At 74.7% G+C, this 16688-nt stretch carries 13 protein-coding genes; 8 read left to right on the top strand and 5 right to left on the bottom strand.

What is annotated here, in order from left to right; all coding sequences use genetic code 11:
• Positions 1–2409 carry a hypothetical protein gene (locus ACGF1Z_RS14365; RefSeq protein ID WP_393003580.1) on the top strand — a complete coding sequence of 803 codons (2409 nt, stop codon included), beginning with the start codon at positions 1–3 and terminating at the stop codon, positions 2407–2409.
• Here the strand turns inward: ACGF1Z_RS14365 and ACGF1Z_RS14360 are convergent.
• The 5 genes from ACGF1Z_RS14360 to ACGF1Z_RS14340 form a co-directional block, all read right to left on the bottom strand.
• A complete protein-coding gene (locus ACGF1Z_RS14360; RefSeq protein WP_393003578.1) occupies positions 2379–4787 on the bottom strand; it encodes a right-handed parallel beta-helix repeat-containing protein in 2409 nt (802 codons plus the stop codon). The two genes, ACGF1Z_RS14365 and ACGF1Z_RS14360, sit on opposite strands and share 31 nt — an antisense overlap.
• A 145-nt stretch (positions 4788–4932) precedes the next feature.
• Positions 4933–5538, bottom strand: coding sequence for a hypothetical protein (locus ACGF1Z_RS14355; RefSeq protein WP_393003576.1), 606 nt, complete (start codon positions 5536–5538; stop codon positions 4933–4935).
• A gap of 214 nt (positions 5539–5752) precedes the next feature.
• Positions 5753–6586, bottom strand: coding sequence for an MOSC domain-containing protein (locus tag ACGF1Z_RS14350; RefSeq protein ID WP_393003574.1), 834 nt, complete (start codon positions 6584–6586; stop codon positions 5753–5755).
• A gap of 37 nt (positions 6587–6623) precedes the next feature.
• Positions 6624–7151, bottom strand: a complete 528-nt coding sequence (locus tag ACGF1Z_RS14345; RefSeq protein ID WP_393003572.1) for a DUF6643 family protein — start codon at positions 7149–7151, stop codon at positions 6624–6626.
• 543 nt (positions 7152–7694) lie between these two features.
• On the bottom strand, positions 7695–8873 hold the full coding sequence (locus ACGF1Z_RS14340; protein ID WP_393003570.1) for a glycosyltransferase: 1179 nt from the start codon (positions 8871–8873) through the stop codon (positions 7695–7697).
• Positions 8874–8931: 58 nt separating this feature from the next.
• Here ACGF1Z_RS14340 and ACGF1Z_RS14335 point away from each other — a divergent pair, with 58 nt between their 5' ends.
• The 7 genes from ACGF1Z_RS14335 (at position 8932) to ACGF1Z_RS14305 (ending at position 16683) form a co-directional block, all read left to right on the top strand.
• Positions 8932–9717, top strand: coding sequence for a glutamate racemase (locus tag ACGF1Z_RS14335; protein WP_393003568.1), 786 nt, complete (start codon positions 8932–8934; stop codon positions 9715–9717).
• A 59-nt stretch (positions 9718–9776) separates the two neighbouring features.
• Complete coding sequence (locus ACGF1Z_RS14330; protein ID WP_393003566.1) at positions 9777–10334, top strand: hypothetical protein; 558 nt, start codon at positions 9777–9779, stop codon at positions 10332–10334.
• 111 nt (positions 10335–10445) lie between these two features.
• Positions 10446–12041 carry an apolipoprotein N-acyltransferase gene (gene lnt / locus ACGF1Z_RS14325; RefSeq protein ID WP_393003564.1) on the top strand — a complete coding sequence of 532 codons (1596 nt, stop codon included), beginning with the start codon at positions 10446–10448 and terminating at the stop codon, positions 12039–12041.
• Positions 12042–12089: 48 nt separating this feature from the next.
• The gene (locus tag ACGF1Z_RS14320; protein ID WP_393003562.1) at positions 12090–12572 is read left to right on the top strand and encodes an NUDIX domain-containing protein; all 483 of its coding nucleotides are present in this window, start codon (positions 12090–12092) and stop codon (positions 12570–12572) included.
• Between the two features lie 55 nt (positions 12573–12627).
• Entirely contained in the window at positions 12628–13461 is an 834-nt protein-coding gene (locus ACGF1Z_RS14315; protein WP_393003560.1) for a 3-hydroxybutyrate dehydrogenase, read from the top strand.
• 76 nt (positions 13462–13537) lie between these two features.
• On the top strand, positions 13538–15427 hold the full coding sequence (locus tag ACGF1Z_RS14310; protein ID WP_393003558.1) for a helix-turn-helix domain-containing protein: 1890 nt from the start codon (positions 13538–13540) through the stop codon (positions 15425–15427).
• 56 nt (positions 15428–15483) lie between these two features.
• Positions 15484–16683, top strand: coding sequence for a CaiB/BaiF CoA transferase family protein (locus tag ACGF1Z_RS14305; RefSeq protein ID WP_393003556.1), 1200 nt, complete (start codon positions 15484–15486; stop codon positions 16681–16683).
• The last annotated feature ends 5 nt before the right edge of the window (positions 16684–16688 follow it).

Raw genomic sequence — 16688 nt, 5'->3', positions numbered from 1 at the left:
GTGTCCCCTGCCACACCCGACCCGAAGACCGGGGGCGCGGCGCTCGAACTGCTCGTCCACGGCGTGGGCGGTACGACCGCGGCCGACATGCTCGACGACCCGCGCACGGTACGGGTCACCGGCGACCGGACGGCGGCGATGTACCGCCGCAGGGACGACGCCGACGCCGAGGACCACCCCGAGCGGTACGCCGACCGGCCCGTCCCCGAGGCGTACTGCTGGTCGAACCTCACCTCCGGCAACGGCGCCCGCGCCCTGTGGCTGCTGCTCCTGCCCTTCATGGTCGCCAACCTCGCCCACTGGATGCGGCCGCCCACCGAGGGCCGCGCCGGACTGGTGCGGCTCTACGGCATCCTCGTCCGGCTCGTCGCGCTCAGCCTCACCGTCCTGCTCACCGCGGCCGCCTGCGAGGTCGCCCTCGACCTGACGGCCTGGCAGTGCGCGGGTTCCGCGCCCTGTGCCGGACAGCGCTCCTGGCTCGGCTTCCTCTCCGCCGAACGGGGCGGCTGGTGGTCCCAGCCCGGCCGCCGACTCACCCTCGCGGCCCTCGTCCCCACCGCTCTCGTCGGCCTGCTCTGGTACCTGTCCAACCGCACCTGGAGCGCCTACGAGGCCCAGCGGCCGCCCACCGGATACGACACCGATCCCACCGACCCCCACGGACCCGCGTCCGACACCGAGGCCGCCGACGCCACCAGCCCCACCGGGAACACTCCCGTCGAGCAGCGCCCGGCCCTCGGCCGGCCCGGCTTCTGGTACGGGCGCCGGCTCGTCGCCCGGCTGCGCGCCGCCCACACCGCCGCCGGGTTCCTCACCGTCGCCGCCGCGCTCACGGTGGCCGCCGGCGGCCACGACCACCGCGCCCTCCCCGGCTCGCTCTCCGAAGTCCTCGGCCGCATCCTCCAGGGCTCCGTCGTCGCGCTCGCCCTGGTCGTGCTCTGGGTGGTCTGCCGGCGCGGCCGCAGCGAGAACCGGCTCGACCTGCGCATCGAACGCGCCCTCGTGTCCTGGCTGCCCGCCACCGCTCTGCTGCTGCTCGTCCTGGCCGCCGTGCACACCGCCTGGTCCCGACCCGGCTGGCGCACCACCGGCACCCTGCCCGGCGACGTCGTCTTCGGCGTCCTCACCCTCGCCCAGGGGGCGCTCGTCGTGGCCCTCGGCGTGGTCGCCCTGCTCCTCCACCGCCCGCACCGCGACCCCCGCACCGCCCTCCACGGCCTCGGCGGACCCGCCACCGCCATGCTGGCCTGCGCCCTCGGCGGCGTCATGTCCGGCGGCGTCGCGCAACGGGTCGCCGACTGGCTCGACGGGTCCGGCACCCCCGGCGCCGGCGACGGGCTCATCACCGGACCACCCGTCCTGCTCAGCTGGCAGGCCTCCGTCATCCCGCTGCTGCTCGTGCTGCTCCTCGTGCCGACCGCGCTGCTCGTCGCCCGCACCGTGCTCACCGCCCGCCGGCTCCGCCCCGTCGTCGACACCGCCTACGCGGCCGAGGACCCCGACCCGCTGCGCACCGACCAGATCGCGGCCGGCCGGGCCCGCGCCGGGCTCACCGACTCCGCGCCCGTCCTCATCGGGGTCGTCTCCGGCGCGACCCTCCTGCTCGGCGCGGCCTCCGTGGCCGGCGCCTGGGCCAGCGGCAACGTCCCCGGGCGCGCCTTCGACGGCGCCCACCCCGCGATCGCCTCCGCCGCCACCGCCGCCCAGGCACTCGGCTCCTGGATGATCGGCTTCGGCTTCCTCCTCTTCGTCACCTGGGGCCGCCGTGCCTACAAGGACCCCTCCGCCCGCCGCACCATCGGCATCCTCTGGGACGTCGGCACCTTCTGGCCGCGCGCCGCCCACCCCTTCGCGCCGCCCTGCTACGCCGAGCGCGCCGTCCCCGACCTCACCTGGCGGATGAGCTCCTGGACCCGGCAGACCGGCGGACGGCTCGTCATCTCCGGACACTCCCAGGGCAGCGTCCTCGCCGCCGCCGCGGTGTGGCAGCTGCCGCCCGCCACCCGCCGCCGGGTCGCGCTGCTCACCTACGGCTCGCCGCTCGAACGCCTCTACGGGCGCTGGTTCCCGGCCTACTTCGGCCCCGAGTCGCTGCGCGGCCTGCACCGCACCGTGCACTGCTGGAGCAACCTCTACCGGGCCACCGACCCCATCGGCGGCCCCGTCCGGGTCCCCGCCGAGGGCGACCGGCCTGCCGTCGACCGGTCCGAGCTCCTCGACCCCGTGGTGTACGGCCGCACCCGCACCCACCCGCTGCCCGAACCGATCCTGGGGCACTCCGACTACCAGGCCGACCCGGCCTTCGCCGACGCACGCGCCGCGCTTCTCGACCGGCTGCCGCCCGCGCTGCCCAGGCAGCGCGACGAGACCACCCTTGCTCAGGGGAGTTCGGGCAGGTCCTCCGGATAGAGCAGGGTCAGGTCGTCCGTGCTCGGATCCGCGAGCGCGGCGACCCGGCCCGCGTGCCGCTCCACCATCGACTCGAAGGTCTGCCGCGCCGTACGTCCGTTGCCGAACGTCGGGCCCTTCGGCAGCGCGCCGAAGTACGTCAGCAGGGCCTCCCCGCTGCCGGAGCCCAGCCGGTACTCGTGGTCCTCCGCCTGCTGCTCGACGATCCGCAGCAGCTCCTCCGGCGCGTAGTCCGAGAACCTGATGGTCCGGGAGAAGCGCGACGCCACACCGGGGTTGACGCCCAGGAAGCGCTCCATCTCGGCCGTGTAGCCGGCGACGATCACCACGACCGCGTCGCGGTGGTCCTCCATCAGCTTCACCAGCGTGTCGATCGCCTCCCGCCCGAAGTCCCGGCCCGAGTCCTCGGGGGACAGCGCGTACGCCTCGTCCACGAAGAGCACGCCGCCGCGGGCCCGCTCGAAGGCCTCCTGGGTACGGATCGCCGTCGAGCCGATGTGCTCGCCGACCAGGTCGACCCGGGACACCTCCACCAGGTGGCCGCGCTCCAGGACGCCGAGGGAGGCCAGGATCTCGCCGTACAGGCGCGCCACCGTCGTCTTGCCCGTGCCCGGGTTCCCCGTGAAGACGAGATGGCGGCGCGCGGACACCGCCTTGAGGCCCGCCTCCTGGCGCCGGCGGCCCACCTCGATCATGTTGGTGAGGGTCCGCACCTCGTGCTTGACGCTCTCCAGGCCCACCAGCGCCTCGAGTTCGCCGAGCACCTCGTGCGAGGAGCGCGCCGCCACCGGATCCGGCGCGACGGCCGGCGCCACGGCGGGCGTGCGCGCCGCCGGGACCGCGCCCAGCAGCCCGCCCGGCTGGGTCGCGGTCAGGACGCCGCCCGGCTCCGGCGCGGGCGGGGTCCGCACCTGGCTCTCGTCACTGGTGCAGTCCTCGGCGGTCACCCCGTCCTCCGGGAACTCGTAACCGCCGCGCGCGCACCGCTCCGTGCGGCACTTGCGCAGCGTCGTACGGCAGCCGTCCGTGACATGGAAGCCGTACCCGCCGCTGCCCGTCACCCGGGAACCGTGGAAGGAGCCGCGGCCCTCCGCCGAGACGTAGAAGCCGGCCTCGGCGGGCGAGGTGACCGTGCAGCGGTCGACGGTCGGGTCGGCGCCCTTGGTGACGATCACCCCGGTCTGCACGGCGTCGATGGTGCAGCCGCCCAGGGTGCCGCCGCTGCCGTGGTCCCGGAACCAGGCACCCGTGGACGCCTCCCGGATCCGGCAGTCGTCCAGCTGGGCGGTCGCCCCGTCGCTCACCGACACGGCCGTGTTGCGCACCTGCGACAGGTCGCTGTCGACGACGTCCACGCGCGAGCCGCGGTCCAGCACGAACAGCGCGTCCGGCACGTCGTGGACGCGGCACGCGTCGAGCACGGCGGTCGCCCCGTCGCTGACCCAGACGGCCGGGTAGTCGCCGGTGCTGTCGTGGATCTCGCACTGGTTGGCGTCGACCCGCGTCCCGGGGTCCCACACGGACAGACCGTTGCGCCCGAACCGCCGCACCGTCGAGCGGGTCAGGGTCAGGACCGAGCGCGACCGCAGGTCGACGGCGTTCTCGGGGATGTCGTGGATGTCGCAGTCGGACAGCGTGAGCACCGCGTCCGTGTCGAGGGTGATGCCGTCGGCGGAGGTTCGGTGCACGGTCGAGTCGCTGAGGTGCGCGGCGGCCCGGGACGCGATCTGCAGACCCGTGCCCTTGATCTCGTACACCTCGCAGCCGACGCCCTCCAGGCCGCTGCCCTCGCCGTTGACGCTGATCCCGGCGCCCGAGGCGTGGTGCACCCGGCAGCGTTCGAGCCGGGGATGGGCTCCGCCGCGCACCGAGACCCCCGCCTGCCCGGCGGAGACGATCTCGCACTCCTCGAAGACCCCGCCCGCGCCGTCGAGCACGGCGATGCCGACACCGGCCGGATTGTCGACCGTGACCCGGCGGACCGTCGGCCGCGCCGCGCCGCGCACCTCGATCCCGGCGGCCGACCGGGTCACGATCCGCAGGTCGAGCAGCTCGGGCGTGCCGTCCTCGACGAGCAGCGCGGGCGCGGCCGCGTCCTGCCCCTCGACGTGCAGGTCCTGCAGCGTGGCCGAGGCCCGGACGGTCAGCGGCACCCCGTCCACGGGCGCGATCCGCACCGAGCCGACCGCCCCGTCGCCGCCCCGCAGGGTGACGGCCCGCTGGACCACGAGGTTCTCCCGGTACGTGCCGGGGGCCACGGTGAGGACGTCCCCGTCGCCCGCGGCCTCCAGGGCGGCGGCGAGGGAGGCGTACTCGCCCGTGCGGCGCCGCCACCGCGACGTGCCGGTGTGCGTCACCTGGACCGTGCCCTGTGCCATGGGTGTGCTCTGCCCCCGCCTCGTGCGTCGACGCTGATCCGGGATCCCGCCTCCGGGTCTCGAACCCGGGATCCCGATGCGATGCCCCACCGTAGCGCGCGCGGCGCCGCCCGGTTGACGGGTCGTCCGCGTCCCCCGCCACGGGTCAGCTGCCCGTCCCGGTCCGCCCCCAGTCGGGACCGGCCTGGGCCCAGGCCCGGTCGAGACGTGCGTACCGCCGCTGCACCAGCCGGTGTACGACCACCCGGCGGGCGGTCTCCACCAGGAGGCCGACGAGCAGCGCGACGGTGAGTCCCGCGACCAGGGCGTGCGCCCGGGCCGTGCCGGCCGCCATCGGCGGGGTCACGGCCCGCCCGCTCCGGTCCGTGTACAGCGGGAACGTGTCGCCGGGGTGCGCGTGCGCCCGGTCGGTGGTCACGGTGCCGGTTCTGGGGGTGCCGTCCGGCGCGGTCCAGTCCGCCACGACGGCGGGCCGGAGCCGCTGCTCCCCGGCCAGCTCGGCGGCCCGTTCCCCGGCAGCGGTGTCGGCGGTCCGCACCACCCGGGCGACCGTCGGGACGCGTTCCTGGTGCTGCACGCGGACGGAGTGCTGCAGCGAGGCGTCGGCGGAGACGCCGGCGGCCCAGCCGGCCAGCGGCACGGCCAGACACAGGAGCAGGGCGGCTGTCAGGGCCACCCAGGCCTCGACCAGGTCCGTGGTCCGGCACAGGGGATTGTGCCGCCAGCGCCAGATTCCGGTGGCTGCGCGCACGCTCCGCACCCCCTCGTCTCGACGGCGGCCCGGCAGGGCCCTTCGGCGGTTGCCGTCCTTCCAACGAGTGTCCCCCGGGGGTGGGTTCCGCGCCTGTCGGGAGTAATTTCCGCGGGCGCGGGCAGGGGTGCGGCGGGAGCGAGGCGTGTGGGTCGGGTCCGTGACCGCCTGCGGGGCAGGGCGGACGTGCGGACCGGGCGCGGGACCGGGGAGGTCAGTCGAGGATCTTGACCGGGTCGCCGACCCGGATGACCCCCCGGTGCTCGGGGACCAGGTTCTGTCCGAAGATCAGCCGGTTGCCGTCCTTGCGGTGCCGGGCCAGGGTGCGCAGCGGCTCCTTGCCCCGCTCCGCCGTCTCCTGGTCGGTGGTGGTGACCACGCAGCGGCCGCAGGACCGGGGGACGCGGAAGGCGACGTCGCCGATGGAGATGCGCCGCCAGCCGTCCTCGGACCAGGGCGCGGTGCCGTCGACGACCACGTTGGGCCGGAAGCGGTTCATGGGCAGCGGGCCCTCGTCGGAGTGATCGCCTTGGGCGATGAGGGAGTTGAGGGCGTCGAGCGAGGAGGTCGTGGTGACGAGCAGGGGATAGCCGTCGGCGAAGCTCACGGTCTCGCCCGGCAGCGCGTAGTCCGGGTCGACGGGACGCCGGCGGGCCGGGTCGTCCATGTGCGTGAGGCGCACCTCGCTGTCGAGGTAGGCGCTGAACCACGCGTCCGCCGCGGGATCCGCCGGTACGGCCTCCACGACGGTGCCGAAGACGTCCACCGGGATCGTGCCCAGCGCGGCGGACGGGCGCGGAACCTCCACCGTCAGCGTCTCGCGACCGGGTGCGGAGAGGGTGACCGCGCCGTCCCCCGACAGCGCGGCCGACGCCAACGCCAGCCGTGCGTGCTGGCGTTGGGTCACGACCTTGCCCGCGGTGTCCACGACGGCCCAGCGGCGGTCACCGGCCAGTCCCCATGGCTGGACCTCCGCCTCGGCGGGTGAGAACCCGCGCAGTGCTTTGACCGGGTGGACGTGGACGGAGCGCAGGACAGGATTCGACATGTCCTCATCCTGCCAGCAGCCTCGTCCGATCCGAAGATCAGTATCCGCGGCCCTGGTAGGGACGGTTGTACGGGTCGTCGTACGGCGCGGGCGCCGGGCGCGGGGCCGCCGGGCGCATCGCCTCGTAGCCGGCGGGCGCGGGACGCTGCGGCTGCGGCGCCTGCGGTCCCGGGTAGCCGCGCGGGGCGACGGGCTGCTGCGGGATGTACGGCGTCGGCGCCTGCTGCAGCGGCACGGGGGCCATCAGCTGGGTGGCCGGGGCCATGTGTGCGGCGGGGGCCATCTGCGGTGCGGGCTGCGGATAGCCGTAGCCGCCGGTGCCGCCGTAGGCGGGGGAGGGCTGCGGAGCGGGTGCCGCCGGGAGGGCGGGCAGGGCGGAGGGCAGCGCCGGCATGTAGCTGCTGCTGCCGGAGAAGCCGCCGGGGGTGTCGTACGCGGAGGGCACTCGGATCGGGGCGATCTGAGGCGTGCCCCGCTCTGCGACGAGGGAGTCGTAGATCGGGGTGTCGGGGAACGACGGCGCGGTGTAGTAACCGCCTCCGTAGGTGGAGCGCGGGGAGGTCATGGCCATAAGTTAAGCCCACGATGTGCTGGTTGGGGAGCCCGATAAGAGGGTTGTTTGACTGCTTCGTTGAGACCGCCGAACGGCAATGTGAGCGAATCTGTCAAAAACGGTCGCTCCAGGGGTGAGTGATCTTGAAAAACCCAAGCTCGGGAGGGGTTACCCACGGGTCACGCAGAGTGCCCGGCATGCCCCGTGCCCGTTCTGTGTAAAGGAATCTTGATGCGCCGGGAGCCGCAATGTGGGGGCATGTTCATGATTAGGCGAGCCGGCGTTCCGCTGACGGCCCCGGAGATCCGGGGGAATTGACGCGGCGTTCAGCGAGAGGCGCGCCGGACGCCGACGCCTCGGCGCTGCTCCACGCGCAGGGAAAGGCGCGCGGAAGCGGACCTCGTCTTCTCCGGCGTCCGTGCGCGCGTCCGCACGGACGCCGCCGGAAACCCCGGTGGAGGAGAGGGGACGGGAAGGGCAGCCCTCGGCGACACCGGGAGGCGGCCGTGAGGACCGCCCCGCCCAGGGGGACCGAGGCGGCCGGCAAGACCCCCTTCACCGGTCCGGCGCGGCCTCTGGCCGGGCGTAGGTACGCCCCTTCCAGGCAGCGCCCCGGCCCTGGTGATGCCGGACCGCCGAGTCCACGGTCATCAGCAGATAGAGCAGAGCCGTGAACGGCAGCAGCGGCGCGAGCCAGGCCGGCTGGCGGTAGTAGCGGAGCATCGGCAGGTACGTGCCCGCCATCACCGCCCAGGCGAGCCCCCCGGCCCAGGCCGCCCGGGCGTCCCCCGCCCACACCCCGGCGGCCAGGGCCACGGGAGGCACGAGATAGACCAGCGCGAGGCCGGCGACCGTACCCACGAGCAGCAGCGGGCTGTGCCGGAGCTGCGTGTACGCGCTCCGCGAGACCATCCGCCACAGGTCGCCCAGGCGGGGATACGGGCGGATGCTGTCCACCCGGTCCGCGAGCCCCAGCCAGACCCGGCCCCCCGCCCGCCGCACCGCCCGGGCCAGTGACACGTCGTCGATCACCGCCTGCCGGATCGCCTCCGGCACCCGGGCCCGCTCCGCCGTCTCCGACCGCAGCAGCACGCACCCGCCCGCCGCCGCCGTCGCCAGCGGGCGCCGCCGGTTGATCCAGCGGAACGGGTACAGCTGGCAGAAGAAGTAGACGAAGGCCGGCACGATCAGCCGCTCCCAGCCGCTCGTCACCCGCAGCCGCGCCATCTGCGACACCAGATCGAGCCGGTGCCCCGTCGCCGCGGTGACGAGCAGGCGCAGACTGTCCGGCTCGTGTGCGATGTCCGCGTCCGTAAGGAGGAGGAATTCGGGTCCCCGCGCGCGTGCCAGCCTCATTCCGTGCCGCAGCGCCCACAGCTTGCCCGTCCAGCCCGGCTCCGGTTCGCCCGGCCGGGACACCGTCAGCGGCAGCCCGCCCTGGCAGCGCGCGAGCTCCTCGGCGAGGGTGCCGGTGCCGTCGGTGCTCCCGTCGTCCACGAGGATCACCTCCGCCCGCCCCGGATAGTCCTGTGCGAGCAGCGAGGGCAGACTCAGCGGCAGCACCTCGGCCTCGTCCCGGGCCGGGACCACCACCACGACCGCCGGCCAGTCCTCCGGTGCGGTGCCGGCCGGCGGCGGCAGGCGCTGGTCCGTACGCCAGAAGAAGCCCTGGCCGAGCAGCAGCCATCCCCAGACGGCCAGAGAGGCGATCGCGATCCAGGCAAGGGGGCTCATTCGCCGCAGTCTGCCCCAGATCGCCGGGGATGCAAGGGTGGTCGGCTAGGGTGACCGGGTGAAGATCGCGCTCATGGACTCCGGTATCGGCCTGCTCCCGGCAGCTGCGGCGGTCCGCGCCATGCGGCCCGACGTGGATCTGGTGCTCTCCTCCGACCCCGACGGCATGCCGTGGGGCCCTCGCACCAGCGAGGACCTCACCCGGCGTGCCCTCGCCGTCGCCCGGGCGGCCGCCGCGCACGCCCCCGCCGCGCTGATCGTCGGCTGCAACACCGCGACCGTCCACGCCCTGCCGGCGCTCCGCGCCGCGCTGGAGCCGCACATCCCCGTCATCGGCACCGTGCCGGCCGTCAAGCCCGCGGCCGTCGGCGGCGGCAAGATCGCCATCTGGGCCACCCCGGCCACCACGGGCAGCCCGTACCAGCGGGGTCTGATCCGCGACTTCGCGGACGGCGCCGAGGTCACCGAGGTGCCCTGCCCCGGTCTCGCCGACGCCGTCGAGCACGGCGACGCCGACGCCGTGCGCCGGGCCGTCGCGGCCGCGGCCGCGCTCACCCCCGTGGACGTACGCGCCGTCGTCCTCGGCTGCACCCACTACGAGCTCGTCGCCGACGTCATCCGGGACGCGCTGCACCGCACCGAGCACCCGCCCGTGGTTTTGCACGGTTCCGCCGGGGCAGTCGCCGCACAGGCGCTGCGGCGGATCGGCGTCGCGGCCGACCCCGCGGCGGCTCCCACCGGCGGACTGACCGTGCTCCTGAGCGGGCGGACGGGTGAACTCCCGCCGGCCGCGCTCGGCTACACCGAGGGCCGCCTCCTGGGAGCGGCGACCGCCGCGCACTGAGCGTGTCCGGACGGCTCCGCTGAGGAGCCGCTCCGGCAGAACGTGCGTAGGCTGACACCATGAGGGACCACTCCCCGAAACAGGGTCCCGAGGGACCCGCGACCCCGGTCTGGACCGGACGAGCGACCAACCGGATGCAATGGCTTCCGGCCGTCGCCGGTGTCGCCTGCCTGGCGCTCGGCATCGCGCTCGCCGTCGAGTCGCCCTGGACCTCGGGCATCGCACCCCTGCTCATGGCCGTCATCGGCTGCGTAGCGGCCGGCCTCCTCGTGCTCTTCGGCACGCTCGCCTTCGTCCACGTCGCGGTCCGGGTCGACGCCCGCGCGATGGAGGTGCGCTGCGGGCACATCGGCGTACCGCGCCGCCGCATCCCCCTCTCCCACGTCGTCGGCGCCGAGTTCGAGCCGTCCGTCACCCCGCGCCAGTGGGGTGGCTGGGGCTACCGCTGGCGTCCCGAGAAGGGCACGGCGGTCGTCGTGCGGCGAGGCGAGGGCCTGGTGCTGCGGCTCGGCGACGGGCGCACCTTCACGGTCACCGTGGACGACGCGGAGTCGGCCGTGACGGCCATCCGCGGCCTGCTCCACCGCGCGACCCCGCCCACTCCGACGGGCGCGTAGCCGAACCCCGCCGCCCCTCCCGCTGTCGGCGGCCGTTCCGCGAACCGGGACGCACGCCCCCCGCGTCGGCGGCCGTCCCCGCGTTCCGGCGGGCGCCGTAGACTCCCGGACGTGAGCACCACCATCGCACCCGCCGACGTACCCGAGTCCGTCCCCGCCCCCGAGCGGGCCCGTGGGGTGCGACGGCTGTCGCGGCCCGGCGCCGCCGCACTGTCCGGGGTGCTGTTGTTCCTGAGCTTCCCGCCCCGCCCCCTGTGGTGGCTCGCGCTTCCCGCGTTCGCCCTGCTCGGCTGGGCGCTGCGCGGGCGCCGGCTGCGGGCCGGGTTCGGGCTCGGCTATCTGGCGGGGCTCGGCTTCCTGATGCCGCTGCTCGTGTGGACCGGCGAGGAGGTCGGCCCGGTGCCGTGGCTGGCGCTCGCCGCCGTGGAGGCGCTGTTCGTCGCGGCCGTCGGCCTCGGGATCGCGGCCGTGTCACGGCTCCCCGCCTGGCCGGTGTTCGCGGCCGCCGTGTGGATCCTCGGCGAGGCGGCACGCGCGCGCGTGCCGTTCGGCGGCTTCCCGTGGGGCAAGATCGCCTTCGGCCAGGCCGACGGGATCTTCCTGCCGCTCGCGGCCGTCGGCGGCACCCCGGTGCTCGGCTTCGCGGTGGCCCTCTGCGGATTCGGCCTGTACGAGCTGGTGCGCCAGGTGCGGGCCCGGCGCGGAACGGCGCCTGCCGCTGGCCCGCTCGCCGCCGCCGCGCTCGCCGTTCTCGTCCCGGTGACCGGCGCGGTCGCCGCCCTGCCGCTGGTGTCGGACGCGGCGGAGGACGGCACCGCCACGGTCGCCGCCGTGCAGGGCAACGTGCCCCGCCTCGGCCTGGACTTCAACTCCCAGCGGCGCGCCGTCCTCGACAACCACGCCAACCGCACCCGCGAGCTGGCCGCGGAGGTGAAGGCCGGCCGCGCCCCGCAGCCCGACTTCGTGCTCTGGCCGGAGAACTCCTCCGACATCGACCCGTACGCCAACGCCGACGCCTACGAGGTGATCGAGGAGGCCGTGCGCGAGGTGAACGCGCCGACCGTGATCGGCTCCGTCATCGCCCCGGAGACCGGCAAGCTGCGCAACACCCTCATCCAGTGGGACCCGGACAAGGGCCCGGTCGCCGAGTACGACAAGCGGCACGTGCAGCCCTTCGGCGAGTACATCCCGATGCGGTCCTTCGTCCGTCTCTTCAACAGCGACGTCGACCGGGTCCGCCGCGACTTCGGCCCCGGGAACAAGGTCGGCGTCTTCGACCTCGCCGGTACGAAGGTGGGCCTCGCGACCTGCTACGAGGCGGCCTTCGACTGGGCCGTGCGCGACACCGTCACGCACGGCGCCCAGCTGATCACCGTGCCCAGCAACAACGCCACCTTCGGTCGCAGCGAGATGACCTACCAGCAGCTCGCGATGTCGCGGGTGCGCGCCGTCGAGCACAGCCGCAGCGTGGTCGTCCCCGTCACCAGCGGTGTCAGCGCGGTCATCCGGCCGGACGGGAGGATCGTGGCGGAGACGAAGCTCTTCACCCCCGACGTGCTCGTCGAGAAGGTGCCGCTGCGGTCCTCGCTGACCCCGGCGACCCGGATGGGCACCCTGCCGGAGGCGCTGCTCGTGGCCGTCGCCGTGGCCGGTCTCGGCTGGTCGGCCGCCCGGTCCGTGCGCGCCCGCAGGGCCCGCGCCGCCTGAGGGGGAGCGGCCTGGGTGGCCGCCGTCGAGATGATCTAGGGTCGGTGCATGGGCACCCCCGACTTCATCCGAGACATCCGCGCCTCCGCCGGTCACCAGCTCCTCTTCCTGCCGGGCGTCTCCGCCGTCGTCTTCGACGACAGGGGGCGGGTGCTGCTCGGCCGGCGGGCGGACACCGGCCGGTGGGCCATCGTGGGCGGCATCGTCGAGCCGGGCGAGCAGCCCGCCGCGTGCGCCGTGCGGGAGGTCTACGAGGAGACGGGCGTGCGCTGCGAGGTGGAGCGCGTGGTGCTCGTGCAGACCCTGCGGAAGCCGATCGTGTACCCGAACGGTGACACGTGCCAGTTCATGGATGTGTCGTTCCGCTGCCGCGCGGTCGGCGGCGAGGCGCGGGTCAACGACGAGGAGTCCACGGAGGTCGGCTGGTTCGCGCTGGACGCGCTGCCGGAGATGAAGCGCTTCTCGTACTTCCGGATCGAGCAGGCTCTCAAGGACGAACCCACATGGTTCGACACCACCACCCTGACCTGAACTGTGTGTCCAGCACACATCGGTCGGGGGTGTGGCGCTTCATAGGGTGCGGAGCATGAGCGCCCCCACCACATCAGGGCCCGTCCCGGCCCAGGCCCCCGCGCCCCGGCCCGCCCCCGGGTCCGTCACCCTCGACCTCTCCGGGCGCACCGCGCTCGTCACCGGCGCGGCCGGCGGCATCGGCCGGGCCTGCGCCCTGCGGCTCGCCGCGGCCGGAGCCCGGGTCAGAGCCGTCGACCGGGCCGCCGAAGGGCTCGACGCGCTGTCCGGGGCCGCCGTCGGACTGCCCGGCCCGGTCGAGGCCCAGCTGCTCGACCTCACCGACCTCGACGCCGCCGAGGCCGCCGCCGCGGGCGCCGACATCCTCGTCAACAACGCCGGGCTCCAGCTCGTCCGCCCCATCGAGGACTTCCCGCCGGACGTCTTCCACACGGTCCTCACCGTGATGCTGGAGGCCCCGTTCCGGCTCATCAGGGGCGCGCTGCCGGAGATGTACGCCCGGGGCTGGGGCCGCATCGTGAACATCTCCTCCGTCCACGGGCTGCGCGCCTCCGCCTACAAGTCCGCGTACGTCGCCGCCAAGCACGGTCTGGAAGGCCTTTCCAAGACCGCCGCCCTGGAGGGCGCCCCGCACGGCGTCACCTCCAACTGCGTCAACCCCGGCTATGTGCGCACGCCCCTCGTCGAGCGCCAGATCGCCGACCAGGCCGCCGCCCACGGGATCCCCGCGGAGCGGGTGCTGTCCGAGGTGCTGCTGAAGGACTCCGCGCTCAAGCGGCTCATCGAGCCCGAGGAGGTCGCCGAGGCGGTGCTCTATCTCTGCACCCCGCAGGCGTCCTTCGTGACCGGTGCCTCGCTCGCCCTCGACGGAGGCTGGACGGCGCACTGAGCCCCGCGAAAGTTGTCCACAGGCGGTTGTCCACAGGGCTGGTGCGACCCCCCGTACGACAGGTATCCCTGTGACCATGACCCACGAACAGGCCGCCTACCTGGAGCTCCTCGCCCGCGGCGCCGCCACCGAGGCGTACGACCGCCCCGTGCTGCTCGCCCGCGCGAGCGGCGCGGGGCCCGAGGAGCTGGCCGGGCTGGAGCAGGCCAAGCAGCTCGCGCTCAGGGTCCGGGCCGAGCTGGAGGGCCGGCGCCGGCGCGAGGCCGAGCTGTCGGCGCTCTTCGAGACCGCCCACGACCTCGCGGGCCTGCGCGACCTCGACGACGTGCTGCGCGCCATCGTGCAGCGCGCCCGCTCCCTGCTCGGCACCGAGGTCGCCTACCTCAGCCTCCACGACCCGGTGCGGGGCGACACCTACATGCGGGTCACCGAGGGTTCCGTCTCCGCCCGGTTCCAGCAGGTCAGGCTCGGCATGGGGGAGGGGCTCGGCGGACTGGTGGCCCAGACCGCCCGGCCCTACGTCACCGACGACTACTTCCGCGACGAACGCTTCCAGCACACCGAGTCCATCGACAGCGCCGTCGGCGACGAGGGACTCGTGGCGATCCTCGGCGTGCCGCTCACCCTGGGCAGCCAGGTCATCGGCGTGCTCTTCGCCGCCGACCGCCGGGCCCGGGTCTTCGAGCGGGAGCAGGTCGCCCTGCTCGGCTCGTTCGCCGCGCACGCGGCCGTCGCCATCGACACCGCCAACCTGCTCGCCGAGACGCGCTCCGCCCTCGCCGAGCTGGAGCGGGCCAACGACATCATCCGCGAGCACAGCGGCGTCATCGAGCGGGCCTCCGAGGTCCACGACCGGCTCACCGAACTCGTGCTCCGCGGCGGCGGGGTCCACGACGTGGCCGCGGCCGTCTCCGAGGTGCTCGGCGGCGCCGTCGAGTTCGTCGAGGAGCGGCCCGCGCCCGCCAGGATCGCCGAGGGCCACGCGGGCCGTGACGGCGACGACTGGGTCGCGGCCGTCTCCGCCGGCGGCGAGACCCTCGGCGCCCTCGTCCTGCGCGAGCGCCCCGACCTCGACCCCGTCGACCTGCGCACCCTGGAGCGGGCCGCCCTCGTCACCTCCCTGCTGCTGCTCGCCCGCCGCTCCGCCGGCGAGGCCGAGCAGCGGGTCCGCGGCGAACTGCTCGACGACCTCCTCGACGCGCCCGACCGCGACCCGGGGCGGCTGCGCGAACGGGCCGCGCGGCTGCGCACCGACACGGACGCCCCCCACGTGGTGCTCGCCGCCCGCATCGACCGGGCCGGCGCCGGGGCCGAGGCGGACACCGGCGGCCGGGAGAGCGCCGACCGCCAGCGGCTGCGCTCCGCCGCCTCCCACCTGGCCGCCACCCGTCACGGACTGGCCTCCGCTCGCGACGGCGGCACGGTCCTGCTGCTTCCCCTCGGCCCCGGCGAGTCCGCTGCCGAACTGGCCCGGCAGACCGCGAAGCACCTGGGCGGCGCGCTCCACGAACCGGTGACCGTCGGCGCCTCCGCCCCGGTCACCGCCCCCCTCGCCCACCCCGGGCGGGTGGGGCCCGCCTACGAGGAGGCGCGCCGCTGCCTCGACGCGCTGCGCCTGCTGCAGCGGCAGGGCGAGGGCGCGGCCGCCGAGGACCTCGGCTTCCTCGGCCTGCTCCTCGCCGACACCCGTGACATCGAGGGCTTCGTCGAGCGCACCATCGGCCAGGTCGTCGCCTACGACCGGCGGCGGGGCACGGACCTCGTGCGCACGATGGACGCCTACTTCGCCAGTGGCATGAGCCCGGCCCGCACGAAGGACGACCTCCACGTCCACGTGAACACGGTGGCCCAGCGCATCGAGCGGATAGGGCGCCTGCTGGGTCCCGACTGGCAGTCCCCTTCGCGCTCCCTGGAGATCCAGCTGGCCCTCCGCCTGCACGCCCTGTCGAGCGCCGTCATACGCTGACCGCACCCCACGCGTTGCGCACCCCGGCGCACACCACGGCCCCAGGAGGTCGCCCGATGACCGGTCTTCCCCCGGACCTGCCGCTGTCCGGCATCACCGTCGTCAGCCTCGAACAGGCGGTGGCGGCCCCCTTCGCCACGCGCCAGCTGGCCGATCTCGGCGCCCGGGTGATCAAGATCGAGCGTCCGGGCGACGGCGACTTCGCGCGTCGCTACGACACGACCGTGCACGGCGAGTCCAGCTACTTCGTGTGGCTGAACCGGTCCAAGGAGTCGATCACGCTCGACCTGAAGACGCCCGGGGGCCGCGAGGTCCTGGAGCGGCTGCTCGCCGGGGCGGACGTGTTCGTGCAGAATCTCGCGCCGGGCGCCGCCGCCCGCCTCGGCCTCGCCCCCGAGTCGCTCGCCGAGCGCTTTCCCTCGCTGATCACGGCGGGGCTCTCCGGCTACGGCACCAGCGGGCCGTGGGCCGACCGCAAGGCGTACGACCTGCTCGTCCAGTGTCAGACCGGCCTCGTCTCCCTCACCGGCAACGAGCACGGCACGGCCCGCGCCGGGGTGTCCGTCGCCGACATCGCCGCCGGCATGTACCTCTACACCGGTGTGCTCACCGCCCTGTTCACCCGCGCCACCACCGGAGTCGCCCGCGCCGTCGAGGTCTCCCTGTTCGAGGCGCTCGCCGAGTGGATGCACCAGCCCGCGTACTACACGCGGTTCGGCGGCACCCAGCCCCCGCGCATCGGGACCCGGCACGCCACCATCGCCCCCTACGGCGCCTTCACCGCGGCCGACGGCAAGGACGTGCTGTTCTCCATCCAGAACGAGCGCGAGTGGACCGCGCTGTGCGCGCGCTTCCTGGAGCGGCCGGAGCTGGCGGCGGACCCGCGGTTCGCCACCGGATCCGCCCGGGTCGCCCACCGCGAGGAGCTCGACGCCCTCGTGGCCGAGCGGTTCACCGGCCTCGACAGCGGCGCCGCGATGAAGCTCCTCGACGAGGCGGGCATCGCCAACGCGGGGGTCAACGACATGACGGAGTTCCTGGCGCACCCCGTCCTCGACGCCCGCGGACGCTGGCGGGACGTCGGCATACCCGGCGGCGCCCGGATCCCGGCCCTGCTGCCGCCGGCCGACCTGTCCGGCACGAGCCCGCGGATGGATCCCGTTCCCGCGGTCGGCGAGCACACCGAGCGCATCCTGACGGAGCTGGGATACGGGCCGGACGCCATCGCGGGCCTGCGCGCCGCCGACGTTCTCTGACGCCC

Source organism: Streptomyces sp. NPDC048018 (genome assembly GCF_043202995.1).
Taxonomy (GTDB): domain Bacteria; phylum Actinomycetota; class Actinomycetes; order Streptomycetales; family Streptomycetaceae; genus Streptomyces.
Note: the sequence above shows the minus strand (reverse complement) of the source record. Positions and strands in the feature narration are given on the sequence as shown.

Coding starts and splice junctions, on each gene's coding strand:
- ACGF1Z_RS14360 (WP_393003578.1), bottom strand. CDS start 4,787: ATGGCACAGGGCACGGTCCAGGTGACGCACACCGGCACGTCGCGGTGG.
- ACGF1Z_RS14350 (WP_393003574.1), bottom strand. CDS start 6,586: ATGTCGAATCCTGTCCTGCGCTCCGTCCACGTCCACCCGGTCAAAGCA.
- ACGF1Z_RS14345 (WP_393003572.1), bottom strand. CDS start 7,151: ATGACCTCCCCGCGCTCCACCTACGGAGGCGGTTACTACACCGCGCCG.
- ACGF1Z_RS14340 (WP_393003570.1), bottom strand. CDS start 8,873: ATGAGCCCCCTTGCCTGGATCGCGATCGCCTCTCTGGCCGTCTGGGGA.
- ACGF1Z_RS14330 (WP_393003566.1), top strand. CDS start 9,777: ATGAGGGACCACTCCCCGAAACAGGGTCCCGAGGGACCCGCGACCCCG.
- ACGF1Z_RS14320 (WP_393003562.1), top strand. CDS start 12,090: ATGGGCACCCCCGACTTCATCCGAGACATCCGCGCCTCCGCCGGTCAC.
- ACGF1Z_RS14315 (WP_393003560.1), top strand. CDS start 12,628: ATGAGCGCCCCCACCACATCAGGGCCCGTCCCGGCCCAGGCCCCCGCG.
- ACGF1Z_RS14310 (WP_393003558.1), top strand. CDS start 13,538: ATGACCCACGAACAGGCCGCCTACCTGGAGCTCCTCGCCCGCGGCGCC.
- ACGF1Z_RS14305 (WP_393003556.1), top strand. CDS start 15,484: ATGACCGGTCTTCCCCCGGACCTGCCGCTGTCCGGCATCACCGTCGTC.